This window comes from Kitasatospora sp. NPDC034533, from assembly GCF_055575155.1.
In genome coordinates this window covers 37,714-56,594 of record NZ_JBVITE010000011.1, presented here as the reverse complement: position 1 = coordinate 56,594, position 18,881 = coordinate 37,714, and the positions used below count along the sequence as shown (strand labels likewise).

The 18,881-nt window shown below is 73.2% G+C and carries 19 protein-coding genes and 1 pseudogene; 11 read left to right on the top strand and 9 right to left on the bottom strand.

The features are described from left to right. Positions 1-47 precede the first annotated feature (47 nt). Entirely contained in the window at positions 48-806 is a 759-nt protein-coding gene (locus ACZ55U_RS10830; RefSeq protein ID WP_465524704.1) for a GntR family transcriptional regulator, read from the top strand. Between the two features lie 217 nt (positions 807-1,023). Here the strand turns inward: ACZ55U_RS10830 and ACZ55U_RS10825 are convergent, their stop codons facing one another. Next, entirely contained in the window at positions 1,024-2,715 is a 1,692-nt protein-coding gene (locus ACZ55U_RS10825; protein ID WP_465524702.1) for a fumarate hydratase, read from the bottom strand. A 147-nt stretch (positions 2,716-2,862) separates the two neighbouring features. Here ACZ55U_RS10825 and ACZ55U_RS10820 point away from each other — a divergent pair, with 147 nt between their 5' ends. Together ACZ55U_RS10820 and ACZ55U_RS10815 are read left to right on the top strand one after the other, a co-directional pair. After that, on the top strand, positions 2,863-3,618 hold the full coding sequence (locus tag ACZ55U_RS10820; RefSeq protein WP_465524700.1) for a DUF1707 SHOCT-like domain-containing protein: 756 nt from the start codon (positions 2,863-2,865) through the stop codon (positions 3,616-3,618). Positions 3,619-3,928: 310 nt separating this feature from the next. Beyond that, entirely contained in the window at positions 3,929-4,306 is a 378-nt protein-coding gene (locus ACZ55U_RS10815) for a WhiB family transcriptional regulator (RefSeq protein ID WP_465524905.1), read from the top strand. Positions 4,307-4,390: 84 nt separating this feature from the next. On the opposite strand, the gene glpX is transcribed toward ACZ55U_RS10815, so the two are convergent. Beyond that, the gene (glpX, locus tag ACZ55U_RS10810; RefSeq protein WP_465524698.1) at positions 4,391-5,431 is read right to left on the bottom strand and encodes a class II fructose-bisphosphatase; all 1,041 of its coding nucleotides are present in this window, start codon (positions 5,429-5,431) and stop codon (positions 4,391-4,393) included. A 215-nt stretch (positions 5,432-5,646) separates the two neighbouring features. Here glpX and ACZ55U_RS10805 point away from each other — a divergent pair, with 215 nt between their 5' ends. Then, positions 5,647-6,183 carry a DUF4245 domain-containing protein gene (locus tag ACZ55U_RS10805; RefSeq protein ID WP_465524696.1) on the top strand — a complete coding sequence of 179 codons (537 nt, stop codon included), beginning with the start codon at positions 5,647-5,649 and terminating at the stop codon, positions 6,181-6,183. Positions 6,184-6,331: 148 nt separating this feature from the next. Here the strand turns inward: ACZ55U_RS10805 and ACZ55U_RS10800 are convergent, their stop codons facing one another. Continuing rightward, positions 6,332-6,934 carry a malonic semialdehyde reductase gene (locus ACZ55U_RS10800; protein WP_465524694.1) on the bottom strand — a complete coding sequence of 201 codons (603 nt, stop codon included), beginning with the start codon at positions 6,932-6,934 and terminating at the stop codon, positions 6,332-6,334. Positions 6,935-7,062: 128 nt separating this feature from the next. After that, on the bottom strand, positions 7,063-7,323 hold the full coding sequence (locus ACZ55U_RS10795; RefSeq protein ID WP_465524692.1) for an exodeoxyribonuclease VII small subunit: 261 nt from the start codon (positions 7,321-7,323) through the stop codon (positions 7,063-7,065). 94 nt (positions 7,324-7,417) lie between these two features. On the opposite strand from ACZ55U_RS10795, the gene ACZ55U_RS10790 reads away from it, so the two are divergent. Then, positions 7,418-7,906 (top strand): GNAT family N-acetyltransferase, encoded by a 489-nt coding sequence (locus tag ACZ55U_RS10790; RefSeq protein ID WP_465524690.1) that lies wholly within the window; start codon positions 7,418-7,420, stop codon positions 7,904-7,906. 268 nt (positions 7,907-8,174) lie between these two features. Here ACZ55U_RS10790 and xseA read toward each other — a convergent pair whose 3' ends face one another. Both xseA and ACZ55U_RS10780 read right to left on the bottom strand, forming a co-directional pair. Beyond that, positions 8,175-9,398 (bottom strand): exodeoxyribonuclease VII large subunit, encoded by a 1,224-nt coding sequence (gene xseA / locus ACZ55U_RS10785; RefSeq protein ID WP_465524688.1) that lies wholly within the window; start codon positions 9,396-9,398, stop codon positions 8,175-8,177. Between the two features lie 10 nt (positions 9,399-9,408). Continuing rightward, a complete protein-coding gene (locus ACZ55U_RS10780) occupies positions 9,409-10,767 on the bottom strand; it encodes an APC family permease (RefSeq protein ID WP_465524686.1) in 1,359 nt (452 codons plus the stop codon). 166 nt (positions 10,768-10,933) lie between these two features. On the opposite strand from ACZ55U_RS10780, the gene ACZ55U_RS10775 reads away from it, so the two are divergent. Together ACZ55U_RS10775 and ppgK are read left to right on the top strand one after the other, a co-directional pair. Next, on the top strand, positions 10,934-11,908 hold the full coding sequence (locus ACZ55U_RS10775) for a 4-hydroxy-3-methylbut-2-enyl diphosphate reductase (protein WP_465524684.1): 975 nt from the start codon (positions 10,934-10,936) through the stop codon (positions 11,906-11,908). A 289-nt stretch (positions 11,909-12,197) separates the two neighbouring features. Further along, complete coding sequence (ppgK, locus tag ACZ55U_RS10770; protein WP_465524682.1) at positions 12,198-12,944, top strand: polyphosphate--glucose phosphotransferase; 747 nt, start codon at positions 12,198-12,200, stop codon at positions 12,942-12,944. 53 nt (positions 12,945-12,997) lie between these two features. Here the strand turns inward: ppgK and ACZ55U_RS10765 are convergent, their stop codons facing one another. Next, positions 12,998-13,621, bottom strand: coding sequence for a DUF6542 domain-containing protein (locus ACZ55U_RS10765; RefSeq protein ID WP_465524680.1), 624 nt, complete (start codon positions 13,619-13,621; stop codon positions 12,998-13,000). A 321-nt stretch (positions 13,622-13,942) separates the two neighbouring features. Here ACZ55U_RS10765 and ychF point away from each other — a divergent pair, with 321 nt between their 5' ends. The 3 genes from ychF to ACZ55U_RS10750 all read left to right on the top strand — a co-directional run bounded on the left by ychF (position 13,943) and on the right by ACZ55U_RS10750 (position 15,727). Next, positions 13,943-15,016, top strand: coding sequence for a redox-regulated ATPase YchF (gene ychF / locus ACZ55U_RS10760; protein ID WP_465524678.1), 1,074 nt, complete (start codon positions 13,943-13,945; stop codon positions 15,014-15,016). 178 nt (positions 15,017-15,194) lie between these two features. Beyond that, positions 15,195-15,476 (top strand): type II toxin-antitoxin system Phd/YefM family antitoxin, encoded by a 282-nt coding sequence (locus ACZ55U_RS10755; protein ID WP_465524676.1) that lies wholly within the window; start codon positions 15,195-15,197, stop codon positions 15,474-15,476. Further along, the gene (locus ACZ55U_RS10750) at positions 15,473-15,727 is read left to right on the top strand and encodes a Txe/YoeB family addiction module toxin (protein ID WP_465524674.1); all 255 of its coding nucleotides are present in this window, start codon (positions 15,473-15,475) and stop codon (positions 15,725-15,727) included. The genes ACZ55U_RS10755 and ACZ55U_RS10750 overlap by 4 nt, the downstream gene beginning before the upstream one ends. 175 nt (positions 15,728-15,902) lie before the next feature. Here ACZ55U_RS10750 and ACZ55U_RS10745 read toward each other — a convergent pair whose 3' ends face one another. Then, complete coding sequence (locus ACZ55U_RS10745) at positions 15,903-16,517, bottom strand: HAD-IA family hydrolase (protein ID WP_465524903.1); 615 nt, start codon at positions 16,515-16,517, stop codon at positions 15,903-15,905. 101 nt (positions 16,518-16,618) lie between these two features. Then, positions 16,619-17,763: pseudogene (locus ACZ55U_RS10740) on the bottom strand (dihydrofolate reductase family protein). A 164-nt stretch (positions 17,764-17,927) separates the two neighbouring features. Here ACZ55U_RS10740 and ACZ55U_RS10735 point away from each other — a divergent pair. Continuing rightward, on the top strand, positions 17,928-18,746 hold the full coding sequence (locus ACZ55U_RS10735; protein ID WP_465524672.1) for a methyltransferase domain-containing protein: 819 nt from the start codon (positions 17,928-17,930) through the stop codon (positions 18,744-18,746). Positions 18,747-18,881 lie beyond the last annotated feature (135 nt).

Below are 18,881 nucleotides of genomic sequence, written 5' to 3'. Positions count from 1 at the left end.
CGACCCGGGGGCACGCCTACGATTTGTCCCAGGCAGAGGGAGCGGCGATGACCGGCAGCAGTGGCGACAAGCAGCCCAAGTACCAGCGGATCGCCGAAGCCCTGAAGGCGGCCATCGACGCCGGCCGGTACCGCGCGGGGGACCGCCTGCCCGGTGAGAACGACCTCATGGACGAGTACGGCGTGGCCCGGATGACCGCCCGCCAGGCGCTGGGCGTGCTGCAGAGCGAGGGCATCGCCGAGGCGCGCCGCGGGGCCGGGGTGTTCGTCCGGGACTTCCGGCCGCTGCGCCGGCGGGGCATCCAGCGGCTGGCACAGGGGCAGTGGGGGTCCGGCCGGTCGATATGGTCGGCGGACATCGACAACCGCAGCCTGGTGGTTGACCAGGTGTCCGTCACCGAGCAGGGCGCGCCCGAGCACGTGGCGCGGGTGCTCGGGGTCGAGCCCGGCGCCCCGATGTGCGTGCGGCACCGCCGCTTCGTGCTGGACGGCAAGCCGGTGCTGCTCTCGACCTCCTACCTGCCCGCCGTCCTCGTCGCGGGCACCGCCATCACCCGGGAGGACACGGGCCCGGGCGGCACCTACGCCCGGCTGGCCGAGATCGGCGCCAAGCCCGTGCACTTCCGCGAGGAGGTCCGCTCCCGGATGCCCGGCGCGGAGGAGTCGGCCCGCCTGGAGCTCTCCGCCGGCACTCCGGTCATCCTGATCTGCCGCACCGCCTTCGCCGACGACGGCCAGGTCGTCGAGCTCAACGAGATGATCCTCGACGCCGCCTCCTACGTCCTGGAGTACGACTTCGACGCGTGAGCCCGGGCTCGGCGTGGCACCCGCTACCGACGGAGGTAGCGGGCCCGAGGATCTTCGCCTCCTTCTCGTCCGCCCAGGGCGCGGGTCGGTGCCCGTCGTCGGTCCGGCGCGACCGGTGGCCGGCCGGATCGCCGGGGCGAGGCGACCGGCGAGCGAACCGCCCCGGCCGCAGGGGCGGCCGGGGCGGTGGTGAGGCGCGTGGGTCTGCTCGCGCGCCCTACTCCTTGGAGCGGACCCGCAGGTTGGTGATCAGCGGGCCCTCGGTGGTCTCGCGGAAGAAGTCGTTGCCCTTGTCGTCGACGACGATGAAGGCCGGGAAGTCCTCGACCTCGATGCGCCAGACCGCCTCCATGCCGAGCTCGGCGTACTCCAGCACCTCGACCTTCTTGATGCAGTCCTGGGCGAGACGGGCGGCCGGGCCGCCGATCGAGCCGAGGTAGAAGCCGCCGTGCCGGGCGCACGCGTCGGTGACCTGCTTGCTGCGGTTGCCCTTGGCGAGCATGACCATCGAGCCGCCGGCCGCCTGGAACTGGTCCACGTAGGAGTCCATCCGGCCGGCCGTGGTCGGGCCGAAGGAGCCGGAGGCGAAGCCCTCCGGGGTCTTGGCCGGGCCCGCGTAGTAGACCGGGTGGTCCTGGAGGTACTTGGGCATGCCCTCGCCGGCGTCCAGGCGCTCCTTGATCTTGGCGTGGGCGATGTCGCGGGCGACGACCAGGGTGCCGGTGAGCGAGAGCCGGGTCTTCACCGGGTACTTGGACAGCTCGGCGCGGATCGCGGACATCGGCTGGTTGAGGTCGACGCGCACCACGCCGTCGTCGCCCCCGGCGGAGCCGCTGACCAGCAGGGCCTCGTCGGTGGTGTCCGGCAGGTACTTCGCCGGGTCGGTCTCCAGCTGCTCCAGGAACACGCCCTCGGCGGTGATCTTGCCGAGCGCCTGGCGGTCGGCGGAGCAGGAGACGGCCATCGCGACCGGCAGCGAGGCGCCGTGCCGCGGCAGGCGCACCACGCGCACGTCGTGGCAGAAGTACTTGCCGCCGAACTGGGCGCCGATGCCGATCTTCTGGGTCAGCTCGGTGACCTTGGCCTCCAGCTCCAGGTCGCGGAAGCCGTGGCCGGTCCTGGCGTTGCCGGAGGTCGGCAGGTTGTCCAGGTAGTGCGCCGAGGCGTACTTGGCGGTCTTCAGCGCGAACTCGGCGCTGGTGCCGCCGATCACGATGGCCAGGTGGTACGGCGGGCAGGCCGCAGTGCCCAGCGAGCGGATCTTCTGCTCGAGGAACGAGAGCATGCTCGCCTCGTTCAGGATCGCCTTGGTCTCCTGGTACAGGTACGACTTGTTGGCGGAGCCGCCGCCCTTGGCCATGAACAGGAACTTGTACGCGTCGCCGTCGGTGGCGTACAGCTCGATCTGGGCCGGCAGGTTGTTGCCGGTGTTCTTCTCGTCCCACGTGGTCACCGGGGCCATCTGGGAGTAGCGCAGGTTGAGCTTGGTGTACGCGTCGTACACGCCGCGGGCGATCGCGGACTCGTCGCCGCCCTGGGTCAGCACGTTCTGGCCGCGCTTGCCCATGACGATCGCGGTGCCGGTGTCCTGACACATCGGCAGGATGCCGCCGGCCGAGATGTTGACGTTCTTCAGCAGGTCGAGCGCGACGAAGCGGTCGTTGGGGCTGGCCTCCGGGTCGTCCAGGATGCGGCGCAGCTGGGCGAGGTGGGCCGGGCGCAGGTAGTGCGAGATGTCGTGCATCGCCTCGGCCGTCAGCAGCCGCAGCGCCTCGGGCTCGACCTGGAGGAAGGTGCGACCGCCGGCCTCGACGGTGGAGACACCCTCGGAGGTGAGCTTGCGGTACGGGGTCGGGTCAGCGCCCAGGGGGAGCAGGTCGCTGTACTCGAAGTCTGGCGTGGGAGCCATGGGGGCGGTCCTTAGCTATCCAGTTGGTCCGGCTGCGTCGGCGAAGCACCATCCAGGGTAGGACCCGGCGGGAGCCGTCCTGCGGACAGGGCAGCCTTGCGTGACCGGGCTCACTCGCGCAGGAGTGCGAGCGACTAGGCTGACCCCGTGGACAACTCGCCGTCGCACGATGACTCGGGGCAGCCGCCGGTGCCGGCGCCCGTACCGATGACCAAGCCCGAACTCAAGCCCGAACCCAAGCCCGAGGCCGCGCCACGGCCGCACGCGCCGGTGGCGGAGGCGCAGCTGCGGGTCTCCGACGCCGACCGCGAGAAGGTCGCGGAGCTGCTGCGGGACGCCTACGCCGAGGGCCGCCTGGACGCGGACGAGCACGCGGACCGGATCGAGGCCGCCTACGCCGCGAAGACCGTCGGCGACCTCGCGCCGCTGACCAGGGACCTGCCGGCCCGCCCGCTGTCCTTCGAGAAGCCGCCGCTGGACGCCGCGCGGCCCGCGCACCCGCCGCAGCCGCCCGCGCGCCAGGAGTCCCCGATGGTGGTGGCCGTCTTCGGCGGCGCCGCCCGCAAGGGCCGCTGGCGGGTGGGCTCGCACCTGAGCGCCTTCGCCGCGTTCGGCGGGGTGGAGATCGACCTGACCGACGCCGTGTTCGAGTCCCCCGAGGTGGAGATCACGGTGACGGCGATCTTCGGCGGGGTCCAGGTCCGGGTGCCGGAGAACGTCAGCCTCCAGGGCTCCGGCATCGGCATCTTCGGCGGCTTCGACGTCCGCGAGGCGACCGCGGCGGACCCGTACGCTCCGGTTGTCCGGGTCAAGGGCCTTGCGCTGTTCGGCGGTTGCGAGGCCAAGCCGCGCCGGGGCAAGAAGCTGAAGGAGTGGGTGCGCCGCCAACTGGGCACCGACTGACCGCCGTTGACCTGCGCGGCGCCCGACCGGGAACCAACTCCCGGTCGGGCGCTCGGCGTTGTGGCGGGTGCGCTGTGTAGTCGATTGCGTGCAGTGTGCATGAATCGCGGCCGGGTGGGGTAGTTCCTTCCGCACATCGCTTCTTGTACGGCTGCGCACCGGAGGCGGCCGAGCGGCCGTGCCGGCGTTCGACAGCGGGGGCTCGCAGCCGGCACGGGAGCGAGGGTTCCCCGTGTCCGAGAGCCTCGTCAGGAGTACGGCCGTGCTGCATCCGATCGAGTCCCGCACCACCTCGCCAGCCGCGCAGGTCCTGGAGCGCCGCCCCGGCGTCCGGCCGCAGCCGCAGCCCCCGGGCGGCCCGGCGGGTGTCCCCGCGGGGGAGGACAACCCCTGGCACACCGGCGCGGCGTGCCGGCGGGACGAGGTGGGGCTGTTCTTCGCCCCCTCCAAGGAGCCGACGGCGGCCCGGCTGTCGCGCGAGGAGCAGGCCAAGCAGGTGTGCGCCCGCTGTCCGGTGCTGCTGGAGTGCCGTGAGCACGCGCTGGCGCAGCCCGAGCCCTACGGGGTCTGGGGCGGGCTGACGGCCGCCGAGCGGCGGGTGGTGCTGGCCCGGCGCCGCCGCCGGGAGGCGGAGCTGCGCGAGGCGGCCCGGGCGACGGCGGCCGCGCGGCGCCGGATAGCCGGGTGACGGCGGGCCGCAGAGCCGGCCGGACACGCCACGGCCCCGGCGGAAGTGGATTCCGCCGGGGCCGCCAGTGCGTTCTCCCGGGCCTCAGTTGGCGCGGTCGAAGTCGATCGCGCTGTACGCCCGCAGCTTCGAGAGCTTGTGGGTGGAGTTGATCTCGCGGATGGTGCCGCTCCTGGAGCGCATCACCAGCGAGCTGGTGGTGGCGGTCTCCGAGCGGTAGTGCACCCCGCGCAGCAGCTCGCCATCGGTGATGCCGGTGGCGACGAAGAACACGTTCTCGCCGCTGACCAGGTCGTTGGTGGTGAGCACCCGGTCCAGGTCGTGGCCCGCGTCCAGGGCCTTCTGGCGCTCGGCGTCGTCCTTGGGCCACAGCCGGCCCTGGATCACGCCGCCCATGCACTTCATGGCGCAGGCCGCGATGATGCCCTCCGGGGTGCCGCCGACGCCCATCAGCAGGTCGACGCCGGTGCCCTCGCGGGCGGCCATGATGGCGCCGGCCACGTCGCCGTCCGAGATGAACTTGATCCGGGCGCCCGCCTCGCGGATCTCCCGGACCAGGCCGTCGTGACGCGGGCGGTCGAGCACGACGACGGTGACGTCCTCGACGGCGCTGCCCTTGGCCTTGGCGACCCGGCGGATGTTGACCGTCGGCGGGGCGGTGATGTCGACGAACTCGGCCGCCTCCGGGCCGGCCACCAGCTTGTCCATGTAGAACACGGCGCTGGGGTCGAACATGGTGCCGCGGTCGGCGACGGCCAGCACGGCCACCGCGTTGTTCATGCCCTTGGCGGTCAGCGTGGTGCCGTCCACCGGGTCGACGGCGACGTCGCACTCGGCGCCGGTGCCGTCGCCGACCCGCTCGCCGTTGTAGAGCATCGGGGCTTCGTCCTTCTCGCCCTCGCCGATGACGACGATGCCGTTCATCGACACGGTCGAGACGAGGGTGCGCATCGCCTTCACGGCGGCGCCGTCCGCGCCGTTCTTGTCACCGCGGCCGACCCACCGGCCGGCGGCCATCGCCGCCGCCTCGGTGACCCGGACGAGTTCGAGCGCGAGGTTCCGGTCCGGAGCCTCGGGCGCGACCTCCAGGGCACTGGGAAGGTGGTGCGGGTACTGCGTGGACATCGTCGTTACCTCTCTGTACGCGACGACCAGTGAGCGCCCGACTACTGCCAGGTCGAACGCCGTGGTGAGGGTATTGCGATCGTATCTGCCCATGAGATGACTGTCTGTGGCGCGGGTCGCTGCTCTGTGGTGGAAACGACCGGTTCGTCCCGTATCACCCGTTCGTGGACACCCCTGGTGGCCGCCGCGGGATGTGGATGAGTCACCATGTGGGGGTGGCAGCAGACAGCAAGGGCATGAGGGGTCGGCAGACCGTACGGGACATGGTCCTGTCGATGCTGGCCGTCGGTTTCGTCGTCTGGATCGGGTACCTGTTCCTCCCGCACGGCAACGGCGGCGACCCGGTGCGCGTGGTCGGGTACCAGGTGGAGGCGGCCTCCGCCAAGCGGGCCGCGCCGTACCCGCTGCTCGCCCCGGAGGGGCTGTCGGACAAGTGGCGGGCCAACTCGGTCAGCTACCGGCCGGCCTCCGAGAACAACGGCAAGGGCAACGCCTGGCACCTGGGCTTCGTGACGCCCTCCGGCCAGTACGCGGCGATCGAGCAGAGCGACGCGCCGCGCGACTCGCTGCTGGCCGACCACGTGAAGGGCGCCCAGCCGGACGGCACCGCCGAGGTGGCCGGCCGCTCCTGGGAGCGGGTGCAGGGCGAGAAGGACCGCGCGCTGACCGCCCAGACCGGCTCCGGCACCACCCTGCTCACCGGCACCGCCTCCTACGAGGAACTGGCCGAGCTGGCGCAGGCGCTCAAGTAGCGAACCCGCCGCTCGCGCCGCGCGCGGGCCCCGCGCCCGCGCTCGCGTCTCCCCGGGCAGGGCTCGCGCCACCCCGCACCGCCCCGCGCACGCGGAAGGGCCCCGCACCGGACGAACCGGTGCGGGGCCCTTCCGCGCGGGGCGCCGATCAGACGGTGGTGACGACCTCGTCGTAGGCCAGGCGCGGCGAACGCGGGAACCAGGCGTCCTCGCCCGGCTTGCCGATGTTGACGACGGCCAGCACCGAGTGGTCGCCCTCGGCGAAGAACTCCTTGTTGATGCCCTCGGCGTCGTAGCCGGTCATCGGGCCGGCGGCCAGGCCGGCGGCGCGCACGCCGATGATGAAGTAGGCGGCCTGGAGGGCGCCGTTCAGCGTGGCGGACTGCTCACGGACGCTGCGCTCCGAGAAGAAGACGTCCTTGGCCTGCGGGAAGTGCGGGAACTGGGTCGGCAGCTCCTCGTGGAACTCGTTGTCCGCGGCGAGGATGGCGACCAGCGGGGCGGCGGCGGTCTTGGCCTTGTTGCCGTCCGCGAGGTGCTGGACGAGGCGCTCGCGGCCCTCGGCCGAGCGGACCAGGACGACGCGCAGCGGCTGCTGGTTGAAGGCGGTCGGACCGTACTTGACCAGGTCGTAGATGGCCCGGACCTGCTCCTCGGTGACCGGCTCGTCGGTGAAGGTGTTCGCGGTGCGGGCCTCGCGGAACAGCAGGTCCTGGGCGGCGGCGTCGAGTACCAGGGCGTCGGTGGTCATGCTTCTGCACCTCATGCGGAAATGGGTTTCGTCGGTGTGATCGGCCGCGGCCGGTCACTTCCACCAACATAGGTGAAGATTCAACGATTCCCCAAGCGGGTGTGACCTGGCTCACGTTCCGGCCCGGTTCACTCCCCGCCCGCGGCCTGCCCCTCCTCGGCGGCCAGCGCGGCGTCCAGCCGGGCCCGGGCGCCGTCCAGCCAGCGCTGGCACACCTTCGCCAGCTGCTCGCCGCGCTCCCACAGCGCCAGCGACTCCTCCAGCGACGTCCCGCCGTTCTCCAGCTGCCGGACCACGTCCAGCAGCGCGTCCCGGGCGTGCTCGTAGCCCAGCGAGTCGTCCGGGTTCGGTGCCGTCGCGTCCTGCCGCTGTTCCTGCTGCTCTGCCATGCGTGCCAGCGTAGGGGCTGGGGGCGACAGGGACGGCTCCGGCGGGGCGGAAACCCGGGTGCGCCCGCTCGGCCGCGGCGCTAGCCTCCGCCGCATGATCACCGTACGACCCGCCGTCCCGGCCGACGCGGCCGAACTCGTCCGGCTGCGCAACCTGATGTTCGAGGCGATGCCCAGCATGGCCGCCGTGGCCGGTCCGGGGCCCTGGCAGGCCACCGCCGAGCGGATCCTGAGGGAGCGCCTGGCCGTTCCGGCCGAGGAGCTGACCATGCCGTCCTTCGTGGTGGACGACCCCGACCGGCCCGGCCGGCTCGCCGCCTGCGCCGTCGGCACCCTGGAACAACGGCTGCCCGCACCCGGCAACCCGGAGGGCCTGTTCGGCTTCGTCTTCAACATCTGCACCGACCCCGGCCACCGGCTGCGGGGGTACGCCCGGGCCTGCACCCAGACGCTGCTCGACTGGTTCGACAGCCGTCGGGTCGGCCGGATCGACCTGCACGCCACCAGCGGCGGCGAGGCGCTCTACCGCAGCCTCGGCTTCGGCGAGCACTCCGTGGCGCTCTCCCGGCAGCGCTCCCACTGAGCCCGGACGCGCGGCTCCTGCCGGGCCGGGGGCTCTTCACGGGGGCGCGGGTCTTCGGGGGCGGTGGTCTCCTGGGGCCGGTCTCCTGCCGGGCCGGGGGCTCTTCACGGGGGCGCGGGTCTTCGGGGTCGGTGGTCTCCTGGGGCCGGTCTCCTGCCGGGCCGGGGGCTCTTCACGGGGGCGCGGGTCTTCGGGGTCGGTGGTCTCCTGGGCCGGTCCCCTTCCGGGTCGGGGGTCTCCTGGCCGGGCCCCTTCCGGGCCGGGGCTCCTACCGGCCTTCCCCGCCGGGCCGCACCGTGACGTCGAAGCCGCCGCCCGCCACCCGGGCGTGCAGCTCCTCCCCGGCCTCGACCTGCGCCGGATCGGTCACCACGGTGCCGTCCGCCCGCTGGAGCACCGCGTAGCCGCGCTCCAGGGTGGCCGCCGGGGAGAGCGCCACCACCCGGGCCAGGGTGTGCCCGAGGTCGCTCTGCGCGTGGTCCAGCCGGTGCCGCAGGGTGCGCCGGGCCCGCTCCAGCAGGCCGTCCACCTCCTGGCCGCGCCCGTCCAGCATCCGGTGCGGGGCGGCCAGCGCCGGGCGGCTGCGCAGCCCGTCCAGTCCGTGCTGCTCGCGCTCGACCCGGGACAGCACGTGCCGGCGGGCGCGGTCGCGCAGCTGGCGGACCTTGGCCAGCTCCTCGCCGACGTCCGGAACCACCCGTTTGGCGGCATCGGTCGGGGTGGAGGCGCGCAGGTCCGCGACGAAGTCCAGCAGCGGCTGGTCCGGCTCGTGCCCGATCGCGCTCACCACCGGCGTACGGGCGGCCGCGACCAGCCGCACCAGGGACTCGTCCGAGAACGGCAGGAGGTCCTCCACGCTGCCGCCGCCGCGCGCCACGACGATCACGTCCACCTCGGGGTGCTCGTCCAGCTCCCGCACGGCCGCGCTCACCCGTTCCACCGCGCTGACCCCCTGCACCGGGACGTTGCGCACCTCGAAGCGGACGGCCGGCCAGCGCCGCCGGGCGTTCTCCAGGACGTCCCGCTCGGCGGCCGAGCCCCGCCCGGTGACCAGCCCGACGCACTGCGGCAGGAAGGGCAGCGGCTTCTTGCGCTCGGCGGCGAACAGGCCCTCCCCGGCGAGCCGCCGCTTCAGCTGCTCCAGCCGGGCCAGCAGCTCGCCCAGACCCACCGGCCGGATCTCCGAGGCGCGCATCGACAGCTGCCCGCGCGCCGCGTACCACTCCGGCTTGGCGTGCACGACGACCCGCGCGCCCTCCTGCACCACGTCCGCGACCTGGTCGAAGACGGAGCGGAAGCAGGTCACCGTGAGGGACACGTCGGCCTGCGGGTCGCGCAGGGTCAGGAACACCACGCCCGCCCCGGGGCGGCGGCTGAGCTGGGTGATCTGCCCCTCCACCCAGACCGCGCCGAGCCGGTCGATCCAGCCGCCGATCAGCGCGGAGACCTTGCCGACCGGGAGCGGCGCTTCGGGGGAGCTGGTGTTGGCCATGCGGACGACCCTAGCGGCGTTCGCCGACACCCCCGGCGGCGGCGCCCTGGACGGCGAGCACCGCCAGGCCGACCGCCAGCCAGACCGCCCCGACGGTCTGCGCCGTCGTCGAGGCCTCGTAGACCACCGCCCCGATCACCGCGATCCCGAGCACCGGGACGACCAGGTGCCGCAGCCGGTCCCGCGAGCCGTGCCGGACGGTGTACCAGCCGACCACCGAGGCGTGCAGCAGCGCGAAGGCGGTCAGCGCGCCCACGTTCACCACCGAGGTCAGCTGGTCCAGCCCGTCGTCCCGGTTCGCCGCCCACACCGCCGCCGCCATGGTGATCGCCGCGGCCACCAGCAGCGCCCGGCGCGGCACCGCGCTGGCCGGGTCGACCGAGCCGAGGAAGCGCGGCAGCCGTCCGGCCCGCCCCATCGCGAAGACCAGCCGCCCGGCCGCCGCCTGCCCGGCCAGGGCCGCGAAGGCCGCGCCGATCGCCTTGCTGGCCGCCACCAGCACGTGCAGCCAGTGCCCGACGCCGCTCTCCACCGTGTCGTAGAAGGCCGAGCCCTGCGCCGCCGGATCGGCGGCCAGCTGCTCCGGGCCCAGCGGCTCCAGCAGTGCCGCCAGGTAGGTCTGGGCGACGAACAGCAGACCGGCCAGTGCCAGGCACCAGAGCACCGCCCGGGCGACCGCCGCCGAGGCCCCGACCGCCTCCTCCACGAAGGTGGCGATCGCGTCGAAGCCCAGGTACGAGAGCACCGCGACGGACACCGCCGAGATCACCGCGGTCAGCGAGAAGCCGCCCACGGCGGTGAACGGGGTGTCCCAGCCGCGCCGGGCGCCGTCCTGGGTCAGCACCACCACGGCCGCCACCACGAACACCGCCAGCACCGCGATCTCCATCGCGAGCACCGCGAAGCCGACCACCGCCGCCGTCCGCACCCCGATCAGGTTGAGCGCGGTGGTCACCACCACCGCGAGCGCCGTCCACACCCAGCGCGAGACGCCCGGCACCAGCGAGTTCAGCGCGATCCCGGAGAAGAGGTAGGCCACGGCCGGGATCAGGAGGTAGTCGAGCATCGCCATCCAGCCGGCGATGAAGCCCGGCCCCTCGCCCAGCCCGGCCCGCGCGTAGGCGAACACCGAGCCGGTCTGCGGCACCGCGCGCACCATCTGGGCGTAGGACAGGGCGGTGAAGCCCATCGCCACCGTCGCGGCCAGGTACACCGTGGCGACGGCGCCGTGGCTCTTGGCGTCCAGCACGCCGAAGACGCCGACCGGGGCCATCGGCGCGATGAACAGCAGTCCGTAGACCATCAGATCGCGGACGCCCAGGCTGCGGCGCAGGCCGCCGGACGTCTCCTGCTCGCTCACAGGGCTCATAAAGACCATATTTTGAGCGCCATTGACCGGGTCTGCGCGGAAATCACGTGATGTCGGCGCGGCTTCCCGTCGGAGGCCGGCGTGGCTTCCTGCCGGACGCCGGTGTGGCTCCCCGCCGGAGAGCGGACGGGCAGACACCGCTTGCCGCCGCCCGTACGATGGGGCCATGTCCAAGACCGCGCAGCGCCGTGTCCTGCTCGCCGCCCCCCGGGGCTACTGCGCGGGAGTCGACCGCGCCGTGATCGCCGTGGAGAAGGCCCTGGAGCAGTACGGGGCCCCCATCTACGTCCGCAAGCAGATCGTCCACAACAAGTACGTGGTGCAGACCCTGGAGAAGAAGGGCGCGATCTTCGTCGACGAGACGGAGGAGGTGCCCGAGGGCTCGATCGTCGTCTTCTCCGCGCACGGCGTCGCCCCGTCCGTCCACGACGAGGCGCGGGCCGGCAAGCTCGCCACCGTCGACGCCACCTGCCCGCTGGTCACCAAGGTGCACAAGGAGGCCGTGCGCTTCGCGGACGAGGGCTTCGACATCCTGCTGGTGGGCCACGAGGGCCACGAGGAGGTCATCGGCACCATGGGCGAGGCCCCGGACCGGATCCACCTGGTGGACGGCGCCGAGGACGTCGCGGCCGTCCAGGTCCGGGACGAGTCCAAGGTCGTCTGGCTGTCCCAGACCACCCTGTCCGTGGACGAGACCATGGCCACCGTCGGTGAGCTGAAGAAGCGCTTCCCGGCGCTGGTCAGCCCGCCCAGCGACGACATCTGCTACGCCACCCAGAACCGCCAGGTCGCGGTCAAGAAGATGGCCCCGGAGACCGACCTGCTGATCGTGGTCGGCTCCAAGAACTCCTCCAACTCCGTCCGCCTGGTCGAGGTCGGCCTGGAGTACGGCGCCAAGGCCGCCCACCTGGTGGACTTCGCCGAGGAGATCCGGGAGGAGTGGCTGGAGGGCGTCGAGACGGTCGGCCTGACCAGCGGCGCCTCGGTGCCGGAGATCCTGGTCGAGGGCGTGCTGGACCTGCTGGCCGCGCGCGGCTTCGACACCGTCGAGACGGTCAAGACCGCCGAGGAGCACCTGACCTTCTCGCTGCCCAAGGAACTGCGCCGCGACCTGCGCGCCGAGGCGGCGGGCAAGCTCTGAGCCGGTCGTGAGGAACCCGGTGCCCCGTGCGGGGTGCCGGGTTCCCTGCTGTGCGGGGTGCTCCTTCGACGGGGGTGCCGTGTCGTGCGTTCTGTGCGGGTCCTCCGGCGGGCGGGTTCCCGGCGGGTGGGTTCTCCGTCGGACCGGGTCTCCGTCGGATCGGTTCGTCGTCGTGCCGCCGCCTTGCGGTGCGGCCCCGCCCGGCCTCTCGTAGCTTTGTGCACAGGCTGTGGACAATTCACCGGCCGGGGACGAACGGGTCCGCGGCCGACGGCGGAGGGTGGACGTGATGACGGCGGTATTCGGCGTGGACATCGGCGGCTCGGGGATCAAGGGCGCGCCCGTCGACCTCGCCCGGGGCGCGCTCACCGAGGAGCGCCACAAGGTGCTCACCCCGCAGCCGTCCGCCCCCGAGGCCGTGGTCGCCGCCGTCTGCGAGGTCGTCCGCCGGTTCGACCACCAGGGACCGGTCGGGCTGACCTTCCCCGGCGTGGTCGTCGACGGCCGTACGAGAACGGCGGCCAACATGGACCAGGGCTGGATCGGCCTCGACGCGGCGGGCCTCTTCAGCCAGGCGCTGGGGATGCCCGCGACCGTCCTGAACGACGCGGACGCGGCCGGGGTGGCCGAGCTGGCGCACGGCGCCGGCCGGGGCGAGACGGGCGTGGTCCTGGTGCTCACCTTCGGCACCGGCATCGGCAGCGCGCTCTTCGTGGACGGCGCGCTGGTGCCCAACACCGAGCTGGGCCACCTGGAGCTGCGCGGCAAGGACGCCGAGCGCCGGGCCTCCTCGGCCGCCAAGGAGCGGCACGAGCTGAGCTGGGAGCAGTGGGCCGGGCGGGTCGACGAGTACCTGGACCTGGTGGAGAAGCTGTTCTCGCCGCGGCTGATCGTGGTCGGCGGCGGGGTGAGCCGCAAGCACGAGAAGTTCCTGCCGCTGCTGAAGGCCCGCGAGGCGCGGGTGGTGCCGGCGGCGCTGCGCAACGACGCGGGCATCGTCGGGGCCGCCATGGCGGCGGCCCGGGCGGGCGGCTGAGGGGGCCGGGCCGGTCCCGGGCTGGTGGGCCGGGCCGGTGAGCCGGGCCGGTCTCAGCGGGAGCGGTGGAACCGGCGCTGGGCGACGAACCGGGCGAGCACGATCAGCGCCGCCAGCCCGGTGCCGGTGAACAGCCAGTCGGCGCGCAGCGCCAGCCCGGTCGCGAGCGAGACCACCTGGGCGGTGACGCCCGAGGACTTCACCGGTTCGAGCAGCAGCAGCGCGAGGGCGAAGGCGATCGGCCCGCTGATCGGCGCGGCCAGCAGGTCGGCGTAGCGCACCCGGACGGCCAGCTGGAAGCAGACCACCAGGTAGCCGAGGCCGAACAGCCAGCCCAGGCCGTCGAACAGCACCCGGTCCAGGCCCGCCACCGCGAGCGTCGCGAGCACGGCGAGCACGCCGGTGCCGACGGCCGTCAGCCGGGTCGGCCGGCCGGCGCGCCGCCCGCCGTACGACGGCTCCTCGCCGCGCCCGCGGCCGCGCAGCGGCAGGCGCAGCCGCGGACCGGCCGGGCGGGCGGCGGACGGGGCTGCCGCCGGGCGCAGCCGGGAGGAGGGCGCGGCGGGGGTCCCGGCGGCCCCCGGAGCCCGGCCTGGCCCGGGGACGGCGGCTGCGGACGAGCCGGTCGGCGGACGGCGTCTGGGCCCTGGCGGCTGGGTACGGATGCTCTGCTCCACCCGCCCAACGTACGGTCCGATCATCGCCACACTGTGTAATGCACCGTTCCGGCCTCGCCCCGTGTCTCCGGGCGGAGTAGCGAAGTGATGGGCATTCAGGCGTGCTGACCTGCGTGGCAGCACCGACGCTCGGTGATCACCGGGTCCGTTCGCGCGCCCTTCGATGGGGGAGCGACATGACCGATGTCACGTTCGTGCGGCGCGGACGGGGGCGCCGGGGTGGCGACCGAGGCGTGAGCCGGGGCGGGGCCTGCCCGTAGACTTGGGGGTCGGCCCGTACGGTGCCGACCCAACTCCTCCAAGCCCACGGGACTGCGCTTCATGTCGCTCACGATCGGAATCGTCGGCCTGCCGAACGTCGGCAAGTCGACCCTGTTCAACGCCCTGACCAAGAACGACGTGCTGGCGGCCAACTACCCGTTCGCCACCATCGAGCCGAACGTCGGCGTCGTCGGCGTCCCGGACGAGCGCCTGGCCAAGCTCGCCGAGATCTTCGGCTCCCAGCGCATCCTCCCGGCCACCGTCGACTTCGTCGACATCGCGGGCATCGTGCGCGGCGCCAGCGAGGGCGAGGGCCTGGGCAACAAGTTCCTCGCCAACATCCGCGAGTCGGACGCGATCTGCCAGGTCGTGCGCGCCTTCACCGACCCGGACGTGGTGCACGTGGACGGCAAGGTGTCGCCCAAGGACGACATCGACACCATCCACACCGAGCTGATCCTGGCCGACCTCCAGACCATCGAGAAGGTCCTGCCGCGGCTCCAGAAGGAGGCGCGCCTCAAGAAGGACACCGCCCCCGTGCTGGCCGCCGCCGAGGCCGCGCAGGCGATCCTGGAGACCGGCAAGACCCTCTTCGAGGCCGGTTTCGACACCGCCCCGATCCGCGACCTCCACCTGCTGACCGCCAAGCCCTTCCTCTACGTCTTCAACGTGGACGAGGCCGAGCTGGCCGACGAGGACTTCAAGAACGCCCAGCGCGAGCTGGTCGCCCCGGCCGAGGCGATCTTCCTGAACGCCAAGATCGAGTCCGAGCTGATCGAGCTGGACGACGCCGAGGCCCTGGAGCTCCTCCAGTCCATGGGCCAGGAGGAGCCCGGCCTGGCCACCCTCGCCCGGGTCGGCTTCAACACCCTCGGCCTCCAGACCTACCTGACGGCCGGCCCCAAGGAGACCCGCGCCTGGACCATCAAGAAGGGCGCCACCGCCCCCGAGGCCGCCGGAGTCATCCACACCGACTTCCAGAAGGGCTTCATCAAGGCCGAGGTGATCTCCTTCGCCGACCTGGTCGAGGCCGGCTCCATCGCCGACGCCCGTGCCAAGGGCAAGGCCCGCATCGAGGGCAAGGACTACGTCATGCAGGACGGCGACGTCGTGGAGTTCCGCTTCAACGTGTGATCGTCTGATTGCTCGGGGATAGCTCGATCTGTCGAATGCGCAGGTCGGACGGGGTCCGCTTCTCTTGGGGCGGGCCCCGGTCCGGTTTCCGTGCTGACTTGGTGCTGACTTCTTCGGCCGGTCGCACCCACTTGAGTGGTACGTTATCCGGTACCACTCGCCGAAGGGGGTACGCCTCATGTCCATCACCGCGAGCGAGGCCCGCAGGGATCTCTTCCCGTTGATCAAGAAGGTCAACGAGGATCACGATGCCATCGAGATCGTCTCCAAGCACGGAAATGCCGTGCTCGTCTCCGCCGAGGACTACGCTGCCCTGCGTGAGGGCTCGTACCTCCTGCGTTCGCCGGCGAACGCGCGTCGTCTGCTCAAGGCGTACGACAACGCACTGAACGGCACAGGGCTCTCCGAGCGCGCACTCGTCGACCCCGACTCGGCTGATGCCGGGCGGGCTGCCGAGTGAGGCTCGTCTTCGAGGAGCAGGGCTGGGAGGACTACACGTCCTGGCTCAAGAGCGACCGCAAGATGCTCGCCCGGATCAACAGGCTCATTGAGGACGTGCTGCGCGATCCGTTCACTGGCATCGGCAAGCCCGAGCCGCTGAAGTACCACTTGCCCGGGGCCTGGTCGCGGAGGATCGACGACGAGCACCGCCTCGTCTACTTGGTGACGGACCGGGAGATCATCGTTCTGGCCGCCCGGTACCACTACTGATGGCTGGCCGCGAGTTCGAATCACTGTGCTGATTCCATGCTGACCTGGGCCGCCAGGGTTGACGTTTCCGCAGGTCACAGCGTCGTGATGGAAGTTCCGCTTCAACGTGTGATCGCCGAACACCGGACCGCCCGGCCCCGCGTGCGTGGGGCCGGGCGGTCGTGGTTTTCGGGGGTCAGGCCACGGTGACGGTGAGGAAGCCGTCCGGGGTGGGGGTGACGGTGATGGTGGTGAGGGTGGCCGCGTGGGCGTCCGGGTGGTGGGGGAGGGCGCGGGGGCCGACGCCGACGACGCGGGTGCCGGCGGCCTTGGCGGCGGCGATGCCGGCGCCGGAGTCCTCGAAGGCGAGGCAGTCGGCGGGGGCGAAGCCGAGGGCGGCGGCGCCCTTGAGGAAGCCCTCGGGGTCGGGCTTGCCGGCGCCGACGGACTCGGCAGTGATCAGGACGGGCGGCAGCGGGAGGCCGGCGGCGGCCATCCGGACCCGGGCGAGCGGTTCGTCGGCGGAGGTGACCAGGGCGTGCGGGAGGCCTGCCAGCGAGGCGAGGAAGGCGGGCGCCCCGGGCACCGGCACGACGCCCTCGGTGTCGGCGCGCTCCTCGGCGAGCATCCGCTCGTTGTCGGCGAGGTTGGCCTCGACCGGGCGCTCGGGCAGCAAGGCGGCCATGGTCGTGTGGCCCTGGCGTCCGTGGGCGACGGCCAGCACCTCGGCCGGATCCAGGCCGTGCCGCTCGGCCCAGCGGCTCCAGCAGCGTTCGACCACGGCGTCGGAGTCGACCAGGGTGCCGTCCATGTCCAGGAGGAGGGCGCGGGCGGTCAGCCGTACGGGGGTGGTGGGCACGGGGAAGCTCCTCGGTGGAAGGGCGGTGGACGTGGAGGGGGCGGTGGGAGGGGTCAGCCGAGCAGGTGGGCGTTGACCGCCCGGGCCTCCTCGGCCAGCTCCGGCAGCTCCAGCACCTCGACGCCGGCCGCCGTCAGCAGGGCGGTGCCCTGGCAGTCGGTGACGAACAGGTCCGGCTCGCGCCAGGCGACGACCACGCGCGGGACGCCCGCCGCGAGGAGCAGCCGGGCGCACGGCGTCGGCCGGGAGGCGCGCTGCCCGCAGGGCTCCAGCGAGCTGTAGACGGTCGCGCCGCGCAGCCGGGGGTCGCCCGCCGGGAGCTTGGCCAACGCCGCCTCCTCGGCGTGGTCGTGCGGGTCCGACTCCCGGCTGTAGCCCTCCGCCAGGACGGTGCCGTCGGCGCCGACGATCACCGCACCGACCGAGAAGGCCGTCTCGGACGGCGGGCAGCGGCGGGAGAGCTCGACGGCCCGGCGCAGGTGGTCCAGGTCGGCGGCGGTGGCGGGCTCGGTCACGGCGCGGGCTCCTTCGGGGCGTACCTGAGCAGGACGACATCGCCCACGGTACGTGCCTCCAGCAGCCGCATCCGCCGGGTCGGGCCGCCCGGGAACGCGGCCGGGCCGACGAACCGGGGTGCCTCGGCCTGGCCGACCAGCAGGGGGGCGACGGCCAGTTGGAGCTCGTCCGCCAGCCCCTGGGACAGGAACTGGGTGTGCACGCCGCCGCCGCCCTCGACCATCAGCCGGCGCACTCCGCGCGCGCCCAGGTCGTCCAGCACCGCGCCGAGGTCCACCGCGTCGCCCAGCGCGACCACCTCGGCCGACCCGTCCAGCCCCGGGCGCAGCACCGCCGCCCCGGCGTCCGTGCTGTAGACGAGCTTGGCGCCGCCGGTGTGCCAGAACCGCAGGCCGGCGTCGAGCGCGCCGCTCGCGCTGAGGGTCACCTTCAGCGGGTGTTCGGGCCGGCCGGCCGCCAGTCGGGCGGCCCGGCGCCCGGGGTCGTTGACCAGCAGCCGGGGGTTGTCCGCGCGCAGCGTGTTGCCGCCGACCAGGATCGCGTCGGCGGCCGCGCGCTCCTCGTCGACCCGGTCGAAGTCGGCGGCGTTGGAGAGCAGCAGCCGTTCGGCGGAGGCGTCGTCGAGGTGGCCGTCGAGCGAGACGGCGGCGCTGAGCAGGACGAAGGGGCGCGAGCCGGGCATGGGCGGGGACCGTTCTGTCGGGGGCGCCTCCACGGTACGGCGGCCAGGCGCGGTCCGGGCCCGCATCGGCCGATCCTCCGGAATGTGAGACGGATCTGCTCGGGATGCGGACATCGGAGTAGCGTCACGGAGTGCCGGAGCCGACCACGTCCAAGGGGGACGCCATGACCGCACCGCAGCCCGCCGCCGTCTACACCCACGGCCACCAGGAGGCCGTGCTGCGCTCGCACCGCTCCCGCACCGCCGCCGACTCGGCCGGTTACCTGCTGTCCGAACTGCGGCCCGGGCAGTCCGTGCTGGACGTCGGCTGCGGGCCGGGCACGATCACCGCGGACCTGGCCGGACTGGTCGGCCCCGAGGGCCGGGTGGTCGCCGTGGACAGCTCCGCCGAGGTGCTGGAGCAGGCGGCCAGGTACGCCGCCGGGCGGGGCCTGTCCAACGTCGCCTTCGAGTGCGCCGACGTGCACCGGCTGCCGTACGGGGACGGGGAGTTCGACGTGGTGCACGCCCACCAGGTGCTCCAGCACGTGGCCGACCCGGTGGCCGCGCTGCGCGAGCTGCGGCGGGTGACGGCGCCGGGCGGCGTGGTCGCGGTGCGGGACGTCGACTACGCCTCGATGACCTGGTTCCCGGAGGTGCCCGCGCTGGACCGCTGGCTGGAGCTGTACCGGCGCACCGCCCGCGCCAACGGCGGCGAGCCGGACGCCGGACGGCGGCTGCTGTCCTGGGCCCGCGAGGCCGGCTTCGCCGAGGTCACCGCGAGCGCCACCACCTGGACGTTCGCGACGCCCGAGCAGCGTGCCTGGTGGGGCGGGATGTGGGCGGACCGGGTGACGGGCACCGCGCTGGGCCGTACGGCGGTCGAGCGGGGCTTCGCGGAGCCGGACGAACTGGAGCGGATCGCGGACGGCTGGCGGGAGTGGAGCGCCGCCGGGGACGGCTGGTTCTCGATGCTGCACGGCGAGGTCCTGGCCCGGGGCTGAGCGGGCCCGGGCGGCGGCCGGGGAAAGGCGGGCAGGTGTTCGGAAAGATCGGGTAAAGTCGCGCGACCGTTCAGATCGGGCCCGTTCGGGTCCGAGCCATGGTGCCGGGGGCCGGGCCGATGCCCGATCCGGCGG

What these genes read in the sequence shown, in the direction of transcription:
- ACZ55U_RS10830 (WP_465524704.1), top strand. Translation starts at nt 48, where the DNA reads ATGACCGGCAGCAGTGGCGACAAGCAGCCCAAGTACCAGCGGATCGCC.
- ACZ55U_RS10825 (WP_465524702.1), bottom strand. Translation starts at nt 2,715, where the DNA reads ATGGCTCCCACGCCAGACTTCGAGTACAGCGACCTGCTCCCCCTGGGC.
- glpX (WP_465524698.1), bottom strand. Translation starts at nt 5,431, where the DNA reads ATGTCCACGCAGTACCCGCACCACCTTCCCAGTGCCCTGGAGGTCGCG.
- ACZ55U_RS10800 (WP_465524694.1), bottom strand. Translation starts at nt 6,934, where the DNA reads ATGACCACCGACGCCCTGGTACTCGACGCCGCCGCCCAGGACCTGCTG.
- ACZ55U_RS10795 (WP_465524692.1), bottom strand. Translation starts at nt 7,323, where the DNA reads ATGGCAGAGCAGCAGGAACAGCGGCAGGACGCGACGGCACCGAACCCG.
- ACZ55U_RS10790 (WP_465524690.1), top strand. Translation starts at nt 7,418, where the DNA reads ATGATCACCGTACGACCCGCCGTCCCGGCCGACGCGGCCGAACTCGTC.
- xseA (WP_465524688.1), bottom strand. Translation starts at nt 9,398, where the DNA reads ATGGCCAACACCAGCTCCCCCGAAGCGCCGCTCCCGGTCGGCAAGGTC.
- ACZ55U_RS10780 (WP_465524686.1), bottom strand. Translation starts at nt 10,767, where the DNA reads ATGAGCCCTGTGAGCGAGCAGGAGACGTCCGGCGGCCTGCGCCGCAGC.
- ACZ55U_RS10775 (WP_465524684.1), top strand. Translation starts at nt 10,934, where the DNA reads ATGTCCAAGACCGCGCAGCGCCGTGTCCTGCTCGCCGCCCCCCGGGGC.
- ppgK (WP_465524682.1), top strand. Translation starts at nt 12,198, where the DNA reads ATGACGGCGGTATTCGGCGTGGACATCGGCGGCTCGGGGATCAAGGGC.
- ychF (WP_465524678.1), top strand. Translation starts at nt 13,943, where the DNA reads ATGTCGCTCACGATCGGAATCGTCGGCCTGCCGAACGTCGGCAAGTCG.
- ACZ55U_RS10755 (WP_465524676.1), top strand. Translation starts at nt 15,195, where the DNA reads ATGTCCATCACCGCGAGCGAGGCCCGCAGGGATCTCTTCCCGTTGATC.
- ACZ55U_RS10745 (WP_465524903.1), bottom strand. Translation starts at nt 16,517, where the DNA reads ATGGACGGCACCCTGGTCGACTCCGACGCCGTGGTCGAACGCTGCTGG.
- ACZ55U_RS10735 (WP_465524672.1), top strand. Translation starts at nt 17,928, where the DNA reads ATGACCGCACCGCAGCCCGCCGCCGTCTACACCCACGGCCACCAGGAG.